Source organism: Actinoplanes sp. NPDC049548, assembly GCF_040676695.1.
In the GTDB taxonomy this organism is placed as follows: Bacteria; Actinomycetota; Actinomycetes; order Mycobacteriales; family Micromonosporaceae; genus Actinoplanes.
Genome location: NZ_JBFAPM010000008.1, coordinates 290,752 through 306,127, shown reverse-complemented (window position 1 = coordinate 306,127; position 15,376 = coordinate 290,752). Strand labels below are relative to the sequence as shown.

Genomic DNA, 15,376 nt, shown 5'->3' with positions numbered 1-15,376 from the left:
ATGACACCACAACTCGACGAGTACGTGGAGGCGGAGATCCAGCGTCTCCTGACCGAGAACGGCGCGGTCGCCGAGCAGGGGATCACCCTGCAGCGCCGGGAGCACCTGCTGGTGCTCGGCGGCGAGGTGGAGAGCGCGCAGCGCCGGGACGAGATCTGCCGGCAGATCACGACGAAGTTCCCGGACGTGGAGATCGCCTGTGACATCGGCATCGTGCGCGCCGCGGCGCCCAGCGAGGTGGAGGAGATTTCATGATCCGGATCGCCGCCGTGGGCGACGTCCACGTGGACAAGGACGTGCTGGGCCGCTACCGCCCCGCGCTGGAACGCCTGCCGGACGTCGCCGACGTCCTGCTGGTCGCGGGCGACCTCACCCGGCACGGCACGGTCGAGGAGGCCACGTGCATGGCGACCGAGTTCGGTGGGCTCGGCGTGCCGGTGGTGGTCGTGCTCGGCAACCACGATCACCAGAGCGACCAGCAGGACGAAGTGGCCAAGGTGCTGACCGACTCCGGGATGACGGTGCTCGAGGGCGACGGCACGGTGCTGGAGCTCCACGGCCACCGGCTCGGGATCGCGGGCGCCAAGGGCTTCGGCGGCGGGTTCGCCGGGGCGTGCGCCAGCTCGTTCGGTGAGCGGGAGATGAAGAACTTCGTCGGCACCACCGAGGCGATCGCGGAGCGGCTGGGTGCGGCCCTGCGCGGGCTCGAGTGCGATGCGCTGGTGGCGCTCACGCACTATGCACCGGTGCCCGAGACGCTGGTGGGCGAGCCGCTGGAGATCTATCCGTTCCTGGGGTCGTACCTGCTGGGGCAGGCCATCGACTCGGCGCCGACCGCGCTGGCGCTGCACGGGCACGCACACCACGGTTCCGAGCGGGGGCGGACGCCGGGCGGCGTACCGGTTCGCAATGTGGCGCACCCCGTCATTAAGCAGGCCTACAACGTCTATCAGCTCTTGTCGGACAAAGTGGACGCTGAGCTGGTGTCAGCCTGAGTCTTCCCTTCGAAGCCCCGTCCTAGCACAGGACGGGGCTTCGTCGTGTGTGTATCAGGTTTTCGATTTCGCGCGGTCGGGTATCAGCTGACCATGGAACTTTTGCTCTGGATCCTCGCAGTCGTACTCGTGGTCGCCGGCATCCTCGCGCTGTTCCGGCGGCAGATCCTCTGGGGCGTCGTGCTCATCGTCGTGGGCCTGCTCGTCGGCCCGGGCGGCGTGAGCATCTTCAGTTAACGCCCTGTCCCCCCGGCAGTTTCCTGACCGGTCCCTCCGACCGCACCGGGGCTGCCGTATGGCTACCTCTCGCAGGCAGCCATACGGTGGCCCCGGTTCACTATGTAGTGACACGCACACGAAGTGCGATGTCGTAGATCGGACTCATGGCTCAATCCTTGCGAAACGATCCCCCCGACGTTTGCGAGGAGTCCCGGCTGTGGCCGAGGTCCATCACTTCACCTACGGTGCCTTCAACCCGATCGCCGCCTACCTGGTGGCTCTTCTGGGTTCCTTCGTCGGCCTGCTCTCCACCGGCCGTGCCCGATCGGCGCGTACCCGGAGCAGACGCACGCGTTGGCTGATCATCGCTGCATTCTCCATCGGCGGCGCCGCCATCTGGCTCATGCACTTCACCGCCATGCTCGGCTTCGACGTGCCGGAGAGCCCGGTCCGCTACAGCCCCGCCCTCACCATGGTCAGCCTCGGCCTCGCCGTGGTCGCCGTCGGCTTCGGACTGATGGTGGTCGGACACGGCCGGCGCAGCCTCCCCCGGGTCGTCACCGCAGGCGTGCTCACCGGCGCCGGCGTCATGGGCATGCACTACACCGGCATGGCGGGCATGCACGTCTACGGCACCATCCACTACAACCTCGCGCTGGTCGTCGCGTCCGGCATCATCGCCGTCGTCGCGTCGACCACGGCGCTGTGGTTCACCGTCACCGTCCACGGCTGGCTGCCGATGCTCGGCGCCGCCGCGATCATGGCGCTCGCCGTCTGCGGGATGCACTACACCGGGATGGCGGGAATGTCCGTGGAGCTCAGCCACGACCTGGCCGGCGGCGCCACCGGCATCCGGCCGCTGCTCATGATCGTGCCGATCACCCTGGTCAGCGCCGCCACCATCCTCGGGGTCGCGCTCAGCGGCCTGCAGGCCATGACCGAGGAGGAGTTCACCGACGGCGCCGGCATCCGCCGCCGCGGCGTGCACGCCGAGAACCCGCACCCCTGGTCGCTGAAGCAGGCGTCGATGTCCGCGATGCGGCGCAAGCCCGGCAGCCGCCCGTCGCCGCGCCCGGTGCCGCCCCGCCCGGTGGTCACGGATGAGCCGCTGATCGACGTTCCTTCCTGATCGCGGCCCCGCGCGCGGACCTCGTCGGGTATACCTGTTCGGCATGGCGCCAAGGATGCTGCTGTCGATGCCGCTGCACGCGATCACCGAGGTGTACGGCGAGTCGGGCCTGCGGGAGAGGTTCCTGCTGGAGATCGAGGACCTGCCGGCCGGCGACCGGCGGCAGCTCGAGGACGCACTGGCTCTCGCGTCCCGGCTGCACGCCGACGACCGGCGGGTCCGCGAGCCCTACCTGAACCACCTGCTGCGGGTCGCGATCCGGATCATGCGTTACTACGGCATCCGGGACGTGGACGTGCTGACGGCGGCGCTGCTGCACGACGCGGTCGAGGACCACCCCGCCGAGCTGGCCGGGCTGCCCGAGGGCCTGGGCCACCAGAAGCTGACCGAGGCGGCGATCGCCGAGCTGGCCCGGCGCTACAACCCGCGGGTGGCCGGGCTGGTCCGCTCGGTCACCAACCCGGAGTACGACCCGGAACGCGACAAGCACGAGCAGTACCGCACGCACGTGGCCGCCAGCCTCGAACAGGATCCGTGGGCCCGGATCATCAAGGTGAGCGACTTCACCGACAACGGCGTCGGGATCATTCACACCACGTACGACAAGGCGCGCAGCTCGGCGATCAAGTACCGTCCACTGGTGCCGAAGCTGCGGGAGCTGGTCGGACGGCCGGACACCCCGCTGTCGGTGGCGGCCAAGGACCACATCCTCGATCAGCTCGACCTCGCCGAGGAACGGTTCGCCGCCATCCTGGACGGTTAGCCTGGGGAGTATGCCCTCCCCCACTGAATGGTGGCGCAGCGCCGTCATCTACCAGATCTATCCGCGGTCGTTCGCCGACGGCAACGGCGACGGCATGGGCGACCTGCCCGGCATCACCGCGCGGCTGCGTGACCTGCGCGACCTCGGCGTGGATGCGGTGTGGCTGTCGCCGTTCTACCCGTCGCCGCAGCACGACGCCGGCTACGACGTGGCCGACTACCGCTCGGTCGACTCGCGCTTCGGCGACCTCGGCGACGCCGACAAGATGATCGCCGAGGCCAAGGCGCTGGGCCTGCGGGTCATCGTCGACCTGGTGCCCAACCACACCTCCAGCGAGCACCCCTGGTTCCGCGCCGCGCTCGCCGCCGGCCCGGGCAGCCCCGAACGGGAGCGCTACATCTTCCGCGACGGCCGCGGCCCGGACGGCAGCGAGCCGCCGAACGACTGGTGCAGCGTCTTCGGCGGTCCGGCCTGGGAACGGGTCCCCGACGGCCAGTGGTACCTGCACCTGTTCGACGTCACCCAGCCGGACCTGAACTGGGGCGACGACGGGGTGCGCGCCGAGTTCGACGCGATCCTGCGCTTCTGGCTCGACCGGGGCGTCGACGGCTTCCGGGTGGACGTCGCGCACGGCCTCATCAAGGACGCCGAGCTCGCCGACTACGAGTACGCGGGCGAGGTCCTCGGCGGCCTGGCCCCGGAGGGCGCCCCGCCCCCGCCGATGTGGGACCAGGACGGGGTGCACGAGATCTACCGGCACTGGCGGGCGGTGCTGAACACGTACGACGGCGACCGGATCCTCGTCGCCGAGGCTTGGGTGCAGCCCGCGGAACGCCTCGCGCACTACGTCCGGCCGGACGAGATGCACCAGGCGTTCAACTTCCAGTACCTCGACACGCCCTGGAGCGCCGACCCGCTGCGCGACGTCATCGACACCACGACCACCGCCAACGCCGCCGTCGGCGCCCCGACCACGTGGGTGCTCTCCAACCACGACGTGGTGCGGCACGCTACCCGGCTCGGCTACCCGGTCGGCGAGCCGCGGCGGCACGGCATCGGGGTGGACGACCCGCAGCCGGACGCGCCGCTGGGGCTGCGCCGGGCGCGGGCGGCCTCGCTGCAGATGCTGGCGCTGCCCGGGTCGGCGTACCTCTACCAGGGCGAGGAGCTGGGGCTGCCCGAGCACACCGCGATCCCCGACGAGCTGCGGCAGGACCCGGCGTGGGAACGCTCCGGGCACAGCGAGCGCGGGCGCGACGGCTGCCGGGTGCCGATCCCGTGGGAGGCGGACGCCCCCTCGTACGGCTTCGGCCCGGCCGACGCGAGCTGGCTGCCGCAGCCCGCCTCCTGGGCCGAGTACGCCCTCGACCGCCAGCGCGACGTGCCGGGCTCCACCTACGAGCTGTACCGGTCGGCGCTGCGCCTGCGGGCCGAGCACGGCCTGGGCACGGGCACGCTGAGCTGGCTCGACACGCCCGCCGACGTGCTGGCGTTCCGCAACGGCGACGTCCTGGTGCTGACCAACTTCGGGGACGCCCCGGCGGAGCTGCCGCTGGGCGCGCGGGTGCTGCTGGTCAGCGAGCCGCTCGACGAGGACGGCCGGGTTCCGCAGGACGTGACGGTCTGGGCTCGCGCGTAGCCGTCCCATCCGCATAGGTGGCCAGGGCCGCATGGGTGTCGTCCATGTCCCTGGCCACCGTCCGGCTCGCCAGCCAGTACATGATCCCGGTCGGGACGAAGAAGAACTGGAACGCCGCCAGGCCGACGGCGTAGTTCAACGGCGGCGGGAAGGCGCCGGCCAGCGCGCGGAAGGCGACACCGACCAGCGCGTTGCCGCCGGCGCGTCCCACCCCGTTGACCAGGTTGCCGAGGCTGTAGACGGTGCCGCGGTGCTCGGGCGGGTTGACGTCGGCGATCAGCGCGTACCAGTTCGGTGAGTTCGCCGAGGTCAGCGCCAGGGCGAAGACGGCGGTGAGGAGGCTGAGGCCGACCGACGGCTCGGTCCACACGTCGGCGAGGACCGTCTTGATGATCGCGCCGGTGCTGCCGCCGTCCGGCACGTCGATGCGGAACGGCACGAAGTAGAGGACCACGTAGAACGGCACGGCGGCGAGGATGCCGACCGCCGCGACCAGGGCGCGGCCCCGGGGCGTCCGCCGCTGCAACCGGTCGCCGGCCAGGCCGCCGAGGATGGAGAAGGCCCCGCCGAGCTGGAACAGCGTGGCGAAGACGCTGCCGACGACGATGGCGGTCGGCGTGGAGTAGCCCTGGTCCTCGGCCCGGGCGCGGAACAGCACCGGCAGCCAGACCAGCGAGCCGAACGCCACCTGCGCGGAGAAGCCCTGCAGGATCAGCCAGACATTGGTACGCCGCCCGAGGATCTTCGGCAGGTCGTCGCGGTGGATGCGCTCGTCGTACTCGACGCCCTGCAGCTCGGGCTGGCTGTCCCCGCGCGGCACGTCGTAGGTGAAGAAGTACGCGATCGTGGCGACCAGCCCGGCGGCCGCCGCGACGAGGAACGGCCGGCGCCAGTCGTCCGCGCCGAGCACGCCGCCCACCAGCGTCCCGCCGATCGTGCCGACGCCCTGCGACAGGCCCCAGAAGCTCATCACGAGCCCCCGCCGCCGCGGCGAGATCAGGTCGCTGACCACGGCGAAGCTGACACTGGCCACGCCGCCCAGGCCGATCGAGGCGAACACCTGGGAGCACAGGAACGACGGGTAGCTGCCGGCCAGCCCGGACCACACCGTGCCGAGCACCCAGATCGCGGTGCCGGCGATCAGGACGGGCTTGCGGTCGGTGCGGTCGCCCGCGTACGCCCAGCCGACCGCCGCCACCGCGCTGAGCAGGAACATGATCGTGGTGGCCAGCGCGATGTGCGCCTCGCCGACGCCGAAGTCCGCGCCGATGCTGCCGTAGAGGGGCGGCACCAGCCCGATCGCCACGTTGTCGAGCGACGCCAGGATGACGAAGACCACGACGCTGTACGCGCGATGCGCCGGGCCACCCTTCACGCGGTGAAGGTTAGCGGGCGACGCGGTCGACGACCCTGTCACGGGCGGCCGCGTACTGCTCCCGGATCAGGGGGACGCTGCGGTCCTCGTACACCTCGGGGGTCTCGGCGGACCAGGTCGGCGGGGCGTCGCCGCCCGTGATCACCCACGCGGCCTGCCGGGCGGCGCCGTCCGCGACGTACTCGCCCGGGGGCGGGACAAGGACCGGCAGCCCGAACAGTGCGGGGGCGATGCGGCGTACGGCCTCGCTGCGAGCACCCCCGCCCACCAGCACGATCCGGTTGGCGGTGGCGCCGTGGGTCACGAGCGCGTCGAGCCCGTCGGCCAGCGCGCACAGCATGCCCTCGACCGCCGCGCGAGCCAGATGGGCGGGATCGGACGTCCGCAGCGTCAGGCCGTGGATCGCTCCGGTCGCGTCCGGCCGGTTCGGCGTTCGCTCCCCTTCCAGGTACGGGATCAGCACCAGTCCGTCCGCCCCCGCCGGCGCGGACAGCGCGAGCCGCGACAGCTCGCCGTGGTCCACCCCGAGCAGCCGGGTGGCCGCGTCGAGGACCCGTGCGGCGTTGAGTGTCACCACGATCGGCAGGAACCGGCCCGTGGTGTCGGCGAACCCGGCCACCGTCCCGCTCGGGTCGTCCGGGGCGACGTCCGAGGAGACGAAGACCGTGCCCGACGTACCGATGGAGACCACGACGTCTCCCGGCAGCGCGCCGGCGCCGAGTCCCGCGGCGGCGTTGTCCCCGGCGCCCGGCCCGAGCGGCGCGCCGTTCGGCAGGTGACCGGCGATGCCGGTGGGACCGAGCACCTCCGGGACGTGGATACGCCGGCCGAACCCGAGCTCGAGCAGGTCCGGCCGGTACTCGTTCGTCGCCGCCGACCAGTAGAGGGTGCCGCTGGCGTCGCTGCGGTCGGTGCGCAGCGTGTCGAGACCGCGGGCGCCGGAGAGCTTCCAGGTGAGCCAGTCGTGCGGCAGGCACACCGCGGCCACCCGGGCGGCCGCTTCCGGCTCGTGGCGGGCCAGCCAGCGCAGCTTGGTGAGGGTGAAGCTGGCGACCGGGACGATCCCGACGGCGTCGGCCCAGGCGCGACGGCCGGCCTCCCCGCCGCCGAGATCCTCGATGAGCTCGGTGGCGGCCGCGGCGCTGCGGGTGTCGTTCCACAGCAGCGCCGGGCGCACCACGTCGCCGTTCTCGTCGAGCACGACCATGCCGTGCTGCTGGCCGGCCACCGACGCGGCGGCGACGTCGTCGAGCCCACCCGCCTCGTCGATGGCCTGCTGCAGCGCGGCCCACCAGGCGTCCGGATGCACCTCCGTGCCGTCGGGGTGGCTCGCCCGGCCCTGCCGGACCAGCTTGCCGGTCTCCGCGTCGCGGATGACCACCTTGCAGGACTGGGTGGAGCTGTCGATCCCGGCGACCAGAGTCATGGCGCTCCTCAGGCTTTGAGAAGGTGGTCGATGGCGAGCTGGTGCAGCTTCACGAAACCGTAACCCTGCGCGCCGGCCGCATCGACGTCGAACTCCTCGAAGGCGCTCTTGTCATTCAGCAGATCCTGATAGGTCTCCCCGTCGTTCAGGGTCGGCTGTGACAGCTCGAGCACCTTGGACTCGGCGAGGGCCGCCTGCACCTCGGGGTCGGCGCGGAAGGCCGCGGCGCGCTCCTTGAGCATCAGGTACATCCGCATGTTGGCCTTGGCCGACTCCCACACGCCGGTGTAGTCCTCGGTGCGCGAGGGCTTGTAGTCGAAGTGCCGGGGGCCGTCGTAGCGCGGGCCACCGCCGGGTGCGCCGTTCTCCAGCAGGTCGACCAGGGCGAACGCGTTGAGCAGGTCGCCGTGGCCGAACACGAGGTCCTGGTCGAACTTGGGGCCGTGCTGGCCGTTGAGGTCGATGTGGAACAGCTTGCCGTGCCACAGCGCCTGGGCGATGCCCTGGGCGAAGTTGAGGTTCGACATCTGCTCGTGGCCGACCTCGGGGTTGATGCCGAACAGCTCGGGCCGCTCCAGCTCCTGGACGAACGCGATGGCGTGCCCGGCCGTGGGCAGCAGGATGTCGCCGCGGGGCTCGTTGGGCTTGGGCTCGATGGCGAAGCGCAGGCCGTAGCCCTTGTCCTCGGAGTACTGCGCGAGGAGGTCGAGGCCCTCGCGGTAGCGGTCGAGCGCCGCGTTGACGTCCTTGGCGACGTCGTACTCGGCGCCTTCCCGGCCGCCCCAGAGCACCAGCGTCTTCGCCCCGAGCTCGGCGGCGAGGTCCATGTTGCGCAGCACCTTGCGCAGGGCGTAGCGGCGGACGTTGCGGTCGTTGCTGGTGAAGCCGCCGTCCTTGAAGACGGGGTGGGTGAACAGGTTGGTGGTCACCATCGGCACCACCATGCCGGTCTCCTCGAGCGCCTTCTTGAAGCTCGCGATGATCCCGTCGCGGGTGTGCGCGTCGGAGCCGAACGGCACCAGGTCGTCGTCGTGGAAGGTGATGCCGTACGCCCCCAGCTCGGCGAGCTTGTGCACCGCCTCCACGGGGTCCAGCGGGCCCCGGGTCTCGTCGCCGAACGGGTCGCGGGCCTGCCACCCCACGGTCCAGAGGCCGAAGGAGAACTTGTCGTCGCGGGTGGGCTGGACGGACACGGTGACCTCCACGAGAGGGATTTGTTTATTGGTTGAATTATTTGGCGGCCGTGTGGCATTGTCAAGGGCGTGCCGGCCCGCCTGATGACTGCAAGCAGTGTTCCCGTCCGGCAGTCGAGCGTGCGGGCCCATAATCTCGCGCTGGTGCTGCAAACTGTGGCGAACAGCGCAGATCCGATATCTCGGGCAGCGGTGGCCGCCGCCAGCGGACTGACCCGGGCAACCGTCTCGGCGCTCGTCGACGACCTGATCGCGGGCTCCCTGCTGACGGAGGTGGAACCCGCACCCCGCACCGGCGCCGGACGCCCCGCGGCGGGCCTGCGGCTCGCGCCCGACGGCCCGGCCGGGGTGGGGCTCGAGATCAACGTCGACTACCGGGCCGCCTGCGTGGCCGACCTCACCGGCCGCGTCCGGCACCGCCTCGTCGAGCCCGGCGACCAGCGCCCGGATGATGCCGCCACCGCGCTGGCGGGCATCTCCCGCCTCGCCCTGCAGGCACGCCGGCTGGCCGAGGCCGACGGGCTGACCGTGGCCGGCGTGGCGCTCGCCGTCCCCGGCCTCGTCGCCGGCGACGGTATGGTCCGCGTCGCCCCCAACCTCGGCTGGCACGACGTCACGGTGGGCGACCTGGCCGACGGCCTGCCGGTCACCGTCGACAACGAGGCGAACCTCGCCGCGCTCAGCGAGCTCGCGGCCGGCGGCCTGCCGCCCAGCTTCGTCTACATCTCCGGCGAGATCGGCATCGGCGCCGGCATCGTCCTCGACGGCGCGCTGTTCCGGGGCGCACGCGGCTGGAGCGGCGAGATCGGGCACCTCGCCGTCGACCCCGACGGACCGCCCTGCCGCTGCGGCGCCCGCGGCTGCCTCGAGCAGTACGCGGGCCAGGAGGCGATGCTGCGCGCGGCCGGGGTCGCCACGGTGGCCGAGCTCACCGGCGCGGACCTCACCACCGCCGGCCGCGCACTCGGCACCGCCATCGCCGCCGTCGTGAACCTGCTCGACATCGGCACGGTCGTGCTCGGCGGCATCTACGCACCGCTGCTGCCCCTGCTGCGCCCGGCGATCGGCGCGGAGGTGGACCGCCGGGTCCTCACCGCGGAATGGTCACCCGTCGAGCTGCGCGCCGCCCGGCTGGGCCCGGACGCGGCGATGCGCGGCGCGGCCGGCGCGGTGATCCGATCGGTCCTCGAGGACCCCGCCGGCTGGCTCGGTCGCGCTTGACCGCCGCCGCCTCAGGCGGTGCGGGCCTCGGAGTCCCCCTCGGCGGACGCGGACGCGCTGAACTCGGTGAGACCGCGGATGAGGGCCGCCCGGCCCGCCGGGCTCATCCGGCCCAGCACCTCGGCGAGGATCTCCCGGCGGGTGCGCCGCAGGTCGTCCAGCAGCTGCCGGGACGACGGCGTCAGGTAGAGCGCGATCTCCCGCCGGTCGGCCCGGCCCGGCACGCGTTCCACCATTCCGGACGCCACGAGGCGGTCGCAGAGCCGGCTGGCCGACGACAGGATCATCTTCAGCTGGCCCGCGAGCCCGCGCAGGTTGATGCCCTCGGTGCGCTCGACCACGAGGAGGGCGTTGAGCTGGGGCCAGGAGAGGCGGGGCGTGGCCCGCTCGCGAGCGGCGTCCCAGGCGGCCAGCAAGGCAGGCGCGGCGTCGTCGACCGCCGCGGCATGGAGTGGCCCATCCGGCCCATGGTGTTCGGCCATGGTGCAGCCGAGACTACCCGTACGGTGCACGGTGTGAAGGGGGTGCGAGCGTGTCCGATCGCCTGACCGCCGTACGACGCGCGCTGGCGGACGCCACCGCCGACCGGGTGGTGGAATGCCTCGCCGAGGTCGTCGGCAAGGAGTACGCGGTCAGCGACCTCGATCTCCTCCTGGTCGACTACCGGCTCGCCGCCCTCATCCCGCTGCTGGACGGCGCCGCGGTGACCCGGCCGGGCGACCCCGCGTGGCGGTGCTTCGACCACCAGGCCGAGGTCGCCGCGGGCCACGTCGCGTACCTGCCGGTCAGCGCGCGCGGCGAGCGGATCGGGGTGCTGCGCTACTCCCCCGCCGCCACCACGGCCGAGGACCGCGCGGAGCTCGCGGAGGTCGCCACGCTGCTCGCCCACGAGCTGATGGCCGCGGGCGCCGGCACCGACCGGTACGCGGTGGCCGCCCGCACCCGCCGGCTGACCCTGGCCGCCGAGATGCAGTGGGAGCTGCTGCCGGGGCGGTGCCGGATCGGGCCCTCGTTCAGCCTCGCGGGTCAGCTCGAGCCGGCGTACGCGGTCCGCGGCGACGGTTTCGACTGGGCGGAGGACGAGGGCCGGCTCTGCCTGACCGTGCTGAACGGCATGGGCGACGGCATGAACGCCGCGATGCTCACGTCGCTGGCGGTGCACGCGCTGCGCAACGCCCGCCGCGCCGGGCTGAGCCTGGCCGACCAGGCCGCGCTCGCCGACCAGGCGATCTTCTCGCAGCACCGGGGCGAGGCACACGTGGAGGCCTTGCTGCTGGAGCTGAACGTGGCGACCGGCGAGCTGCTCGTGGTCGACACGGGGTCGCCGCGGATGATGGTGCTGCGCGACGGCGACGTGCTCGACCTGCCGATGGAGGCGCAGTTCCCGCTCGGCATGTTCGAGTCGTCGGACTTCGAGACGCAGAGCGTCCAGCTGCAGACGGCGGACCGCCTCTTCATCGTCAGCGACGGCGTGACCGAGGCCGTCGGCCGCAGCGGGCGGTACGGCGAGACGGCCCTGCACCGGTTCATGCGGCGTACCGCGCCGATGGCACCGCTGCAGGCGGTGCGCTCGCTGCTCGGGGATCTGCGCGTCTACGTGAGCGCGGACCTCGAGGACGACGCGGTGGCCGTCTGCCTGGACTGGACCAGGCCCGGGCAGTGACGAAGCCGCCCCACCCGCCAGTGGTGGAGCGGCTTCGTCAGGTGTGAATCAGCGGGCGGCGCCGGACCTGGAGGAGATCGCCTCGAGGAAGATCTCGGAGATCTTCGCGGGGTCCGGGGCGATGAACACGCCGCCGGCGCTCGTCGCGCTGGTGATCGCCTCGAGCTCGTTCGCGTCGACCCCGTCCCCGATACCGATGATCACCATGCGGACCGGACGCTTCGGGTCGGCGAGCTTCTTGAGCTCGGCGATCAGCGTGGCCCGGCTGATGCCGTCCGGGTTGTCGTTCTTGCCGTCGGTGAAGAGCAGCACCGAGTTGACCCGGCCGGCCTGCCAGCTGTCCTGCACCGACTTGTACGCCGCGAGCGCCGTGTCGTACAGACCGGTGTCCCCGCCGTCCTTGGGCTTGATCTGGGAGATCGAGGCCTGGAGCTTGGCCCGGCCGGACGTCAGCGGCGTGATCGGCACGATCTCCTTGTAGGGCTTCGAGCCGTCCATCTCGGTGGAGAAGACCCACGTGCCGACCGCCCACTTGTCGTCGAAGAGGGCGAGACCCTGCGACGCGGCTCCCCGCGTCACCGCGGCCCGGTCGATGCCTCCGGCCGTCGGCACCTTCGTCTTCATCGAGCCCGACACGTCGAACACCGCGAGCACCCGGCCCGGCAGCGTGATGGCCGCCCAGCTGCCCAGCGCCTGGTTGATCGAGCCGGCGTCGCGGCCCGCGGCCGCCGTGCCCTCGGTGCCGTTGGCGGCCGAGGTGGCCGCCGGGGTGGCCTTCGGGGCACCCACCGGCGCGGCGAAGCCGGCACCCACGGAGCCGTCAGGAGCCCGCAGGCCCACCTTCGCCAGCTCGTTCTTGAAACCGGGCTGCTGCAGCGCCTCGCGCAGGCCGGTGGCCGCCGCCGACTTGGTCAGGTCGACCTCGGGCATGACCGCGAACGGGTAGTCCAGCGACGGCGGCTGCGGGTCGAGGTAGAGCGCCGCGAGCGGCACGACCGGCTTCTCCGCGTTGAAACTGACGACGTCCTCCTCGGACAGCGGCGCCGCGCTGATGCCGCTGGCCAGGTCGGCCGGGTCCGTGGAGGTGGGGAACTTCTGCAGCAGGTCCTCGCGCAGCGACGAGCTGCCGGCGGCCAGCGCGCGCAGGGCGCCCACCTGAGCGGCCTTCGCCTCCGGGCCACCACCCGCGGCGCTGCCCAGCGCGAGCAGGCCGGCCAGGCCGGCGGCGTCGCGGGTCGGGTCGACGATGCCGGTACGCAGCGAGTTGCCGGTCGTGATCCGCTTGAGCAGGTCGCCCCAGCCGAGCTTGCGATCGGGCCAGCCGACGCTCTGCGCCACCGGCTCCGGCATCGCGACGACGACCGGGCTGGTCGCGATCGACTTGCCGTCGGTGGGCACGAAGCCGGAGGCCTCCGACCGGAGGCGCATGAGCCAGGTGGTGGAGTCGGCGATCCAGACGTCCGGGACGGTGGCCGACTTGCTCGCCGCACCGAGGCCGGTGAGGGCCACGCCGTGCTTGAGCGCGATGGTCGAAGCCATCGTGGCCGGGTTGACCCCGGAGACACTCACGGCGACGCAGGTGCCGTTGACCTCGGCGCCCTTGGACGTCCACTGCTGCGCGGCCTGCTCGACGGCGGGCGCGATCTCCGTCGCGGCCGCGACGGTGAGCTTGATCTGACCTGAGCAACCTTTGTCGGCGAGACGCTGATAGCCAAGCCAGGATCCGGCGAGGACCACCACGATCGCCATCGCGGACGCGACGACGCCGGCTCCTCGGAGGTTGAAGTTTCTGCGATGGCGGCCTGACACGCGCTCCATACTGCGCATCGCGAGACCCGAATGCCATATACGTTCGGACGAAACTTACTCGGATTGGAAATTCCGCATACTTATTTGACCGTGTGTGACGTAGCCGTCTCGATGCGTGTCTAAGACCGCGCCTGGCTTGCGGTTTTTCCGCAAGAGATCACGACACTCCCGCGGTGCCCGGTCCGGCCTGCGCCGCCGTCCACCGCAGAACGCAGGTCGGGCTGCCCTCCGGCACCGGGTCGCCCTGGGCCCACGGGATGCCGGTGTCCGGATCCAGCCGGAAGACGGTGACGTTATGTGAACGTTCATTCGCTACGTACAGGTGATCGGCGATCAGGGCGATGTGCCGCGGCCACTCGCCGCCGGTGGCCACCTCGGCCACGAGGGTGCCCCCGGACGGCTCCCAGGCGAAGACCGAGACGGTGTCGGGGCCGCGGTTGGCCACGTACACGAAGCGGCCGTCCGGTCCCGTGACGACCTCCGACGGCTGGTTGGGCCGCACGGCGCTGGTCACGTGGCCGCCGGCGCGCTCCAGGGCGCCGCTGCCGCCCGGGCGGAACCAGCTCAGGTCGCCGGTCAGCTCGCCGACCACCAGCACCGCGCCGTCCGTCGTCCGCAGCAGGTGCCGCGGGCCGGTCCCGGGCGCCGCCTCGATCGCCGCCCCGACCAGGGTGAGCCGGCCGGAGACCGGGTCGAGCCGGGTGTGCCAGACACGGTCCGAGCCGAGGTCGCAGACCAGCACATCGGAGCCGTGGCGGTCCGGGGCGACCATGTGCGCGTGCGGGCCTTCCTGCCGGTCGGCCACCGGACCCTTGCCGTCGAGGTTCAACAGGTCGCAGCGCGGGCCCGGGACACCGTCGGCGTCGAGCGGGTGCACCGCCACGTCCCCGCTCGTGTAGTTGGCGACCAGCAGGTGCCGGCCGTCCGCCGTCACCGCGAGATGACACGGCGCGGCACCGCCGGTCGGCTGCACCGCCAGCGGGGACAGGGACGCGTCCTCGGCGACCGCGAACGCGCTGACCGTGCCGGCGTCGAGCTCGTTGGCCGCGTACAGGACCGGGAGGCTGGGGTGCCGGGCCAGGAACGACGGCGACGGCGTCCGCGCGACCACACCGAGGCGGGTCAGCGCACCGGTGGCGCCGTCGCGCCGCAGCAGCGCGATGCCCTCACCCTCGCCGCCGGTCTCGCCGGTGTAGCAGCCCAGGAAGACATACTCGTCGTTCGCGCCCATACCCCGATCCCACCACACCCGTACGGCGGGCGCGCGGACCCCCGTCCGACCCGCGCGGCCCACCGCGAGTCAGGCGTTGAGCATCTCGTAGACGTCCTCGGTCGCCTTCTGCTGCTCGTCCGGCGCGGGTTCGGACAGGGACTCGGTCGCGCCGTACCGGTCGTGGGTCACGACATACTCAGCCGCCGGGATCTTGACGACTGCGCTGGTCAAGCGGCCCTGGCCGTCGACAGTAGCGGTGAAGGGCACGGTCTTCGCCCGCTCACCGAGCGTCTTCAAGGTCGGCTCGTCGACGATCTCGGCGTCGCCCTGCCTGGTCAGGTCGGCGGTGCCGGCGTACGTGCCGGTGCCGGTGCGCTGGACGTCGACAATGGCGGCGAACACCGCACCCACCGCGCCGGCATCGGTGTCGCCGTCGTACGCCAGCGGCGCGTCCTCGGCGTCCTTGATCCTCGCGGGGTCGAGCAGCATCCACTTCTTCGGCAGCGAGGGCAGGCCCCGCGTACCGGTGAAAGCGACTTTGATCCATGACTTCCGGTCACGACCAGGAACTTCATCGTCAGGGTGAAGCCGGCGTCCGGGTCCTTCTGGCTGAGCTCGATGCGGTAGCTCCTCCGGCCCGCGTCGAGCACACCCTGCATCGGCTGGGTGCCGCCCGTGACGCGGAAGTGGAAGGCGCCGGTGCCTGCGTCCGGCACCGCCTCCTGAAGCTC

15 protein-coding genes are annotated in these 15,376 nt (G+C 72.0%); 8 read left to right on the top strand and 7 right to left on the bottom strand.

The features are described from left to right. The 6 genes from AB0J80_RS18850 (at position 1) to AB0J80_RS18825 (ending at position 4,745) form a co-directional block, all read left to right on the top strand. Positions 1 to 255 carry a hypothetical protein gene (locus AB0J80_RS18850; protein ID WP_106130395.1) on the top strand — a complete coding sequence of 85 codons (255 nt, stop codon included), beginning with the start codon at positions 1 to 3 and terminating at the stop codon, positions 253 to 255. Continuing rightward, positions 252 to 995 carry a metallophosphoesterase gene (locus tag AB0J80_RS18845; RefSeq protein ID WP_364706205.1) on the top strand — a complete coding sequence of 248 codons (744 nt, stop codon included), beginning with the start codon at positions 252 to 254 and terminating at the stop codon, positions 993 to 995. Before AB0J80_RS18850 ends, AB0J80_RS18845 begins: the two co-directional genes overlap by 4 nt. Before the next feature lie 93 nt (positions 996 to 1,088). Continuing rightward, the gene (locus AB0J80_RS18840; RefSeq protein ID WP_364706203.1) at positions 1,089 to 1,232 is read left to right on the top strand and encodes a GPGG-motif small membrane protein; all 144 of its coding nucleotides are present in this window, start codon (positions 1,089 to 1,091) and stop codon (positions 1,230 to 1,232) included. Between the two features lie 199 nt (positions 1,233 to 1,431). Next, positions 1,432 to 2,343, top strand: a complete 912-nt coding sequence (locus AB0J80_RS18835; RefSeq protein WP_364706200.1) for an MHYT domain-containing protein — start codon at positions 1,432 to 1,434, stop codon at positions 2,341 to 2,343. A gap of 43 nt (positions 2,344 to 2,386) precedes the next feature. Next, positions 2,387 to 3,106 (top strand): HD domain-containing protein, encoded by a 720-nt coding sequence (locus tag AB0J80_RS18830; protein WP_364706198.1) that lies wholly within the window; start codon positions 2,387 to 2,389, stop codon positions 3,104 to 3,106. A 10-nt stretch (positions 3,107 to 3,116) separates the two neighbouring features. Further along, complete coding sequence (locus AB0J80_RS18825; RefSeq protein WP_364706196.1) at positions 3,117 to 4,745, top strand: alpha-amylase family glycosyl hydrolase; 1,629 nt, start codon at positions 3,117 to 3,119, stop codon at positions 4,743 to 4,745. Here the strand turns inward: AB0J80_RS18825 and AB0J80_RS18820 are convergent. Genes AB0J80_RS18820 through xylA form a run of 3 tightly spaced genes read right to left on the bottom strand, consistent with a single transcriptional unit; the run spans position 4,681 to position 8,739 of the window. Continuing rightward, positions 4,681 to 6,120 carry an MFS transporter gene (locus AB0J80_RS18820; protein ID WP_364706193.1) on the bottom strand — a complete coding sequence of 480 codons (1,440 nt, stop codon included), beginning with the start codon at positions 6,118 to 6,120 and terminating at the stop codon, positions 4,681 to 4,683. The two genes, AB0J80_RS18825 and AB0J80_RS18820, sit on opposite strands and share 65 nt — an antisense overlap. A gap of 10 nt (positions 6,121 to 6,130) precedes the next feature. Continuing rightward, positions 6,131 to 7,546, bottom strand: a complete 1,416-nt coding sequence (gene xylB / locus AB0J80_RS18815; RefSeq protein WP_364706191.1) for a xylulokinase — start codon at positions 7,544 to 7,546, stop codon at positions 6,131 to 6,133. A gap of 8 nt (positions 7,547 to 7,554) precedes the next feature. Next, positions 7,555 to 8,739, bottom strand: coding sequence for a xylose isomerase (xylA, locus tag AB0J80_RS18810; protein WP_364706188.1), 1,185 nt, complete (start codon positions 8,737 to 8,739; stop codon positions 7,555 to 7,557). 192 nt (positions 8,740 to 8,931) lie between these two features. Here xylA and AB0J80_RS18805 point away from each other — a divergent pair, with 192 nt between their 5' ends. Further along, a complete protein-coding gene (locus AB0J80_RS18805) occupies positions 8,932 to 9,960 on the top strand; it encodes an ROK family protein (RefSeq protein ID WP_364706185.1) in 1,029 nt (342 codons plus the stop codon). 11 nt (positions 9,961 to 9,971) lie between these two features. Here the strand turns inward: AB0J80_RS18805 and AB0J80_RS18800 are convergent, their stop codons facing one another. Further along, positions 9,972 to 10,442 carry a MarR family transcriptional regulator gene (locus AB0J80_RS18800; RefSeq protein WP_364706183.1) on the bottom strand — a complete coding sequence of 157 codons (471 nt, stop codon included), beginning with the start codon at positions 10,440 to 10,442 and terminating at the stop codon, positions 9,972 to 9,974. Positions 10,443 to 10,492: 50 nt separating this feature from the next. On the opposite strand from AB0J80_RS18800, the gene AB0J80_RS18795 reads away from it, so the two are divergent. After that, positions 10,493 to 11,623: a PP2C family protein-serine/threonine phosphatase gene (locus AB0J80_RS18795; protein ID WP_364706181.1), complete on the top strand. Its 1,131-nt coding sequence runs from the start codon at positions 10,493 to 10,495 to the stop codon at positions 11,621 to 11,623. 48 nt (positions 11,624 to 11,671) lie between these two features. Here AB0J80_RS18795 and AB0J80_RS18790 read toward each other — a convergent pair whose 3' ends face one another. The 3 genes from AB0J80_RS18790 to AB0J80_RS18780 all read right to left on the bottom strand — a co-directional run bounded on the left by AB0J80_RS18790 (position 11,672) and on the right by AB0J80_RS18780 (position 15,134). Continuing rightward, positions 11,672 to 13,372 (bottom strand): substrate-binding domain-containing protein, encoded by a 1,701-nt coding sequence (locus AB0J80_RS18790; RefSeq protein ID WP_364706318.1) that lies wholly within the window; start codon positions 13,370 to 13,372, stop codon positions 11,672 to 11,674. Positions 13,373 to 13,589: 217 nt separating this feature from the next. Next, entirely contained in the window at positions 13,590 to 14,663 is a 1,074-nt protein-coding gene (locus AB0J80_RS18785; protein WP_364706179.1) for a lactonase family protein, read from the bottom strand. A gap of 69 nt (positions 14,664 to 14,732) precedes the next feature. Further along, positions 14,733 to 15,134 carry a hypothetical protein gene (locus AB0J80_RS18780; RefSeq protein WP_364706177.1) on the bottom strand — a complete coding sequence of 134 codons (402 nt, stop codon included), beginning with the start codon at positions 15,132 to 15,134 and terminating at the stop codon, positions 14,733 to 14,735. Positions 15,135 to 15,376: the final 242 nt, after the last annotated feature.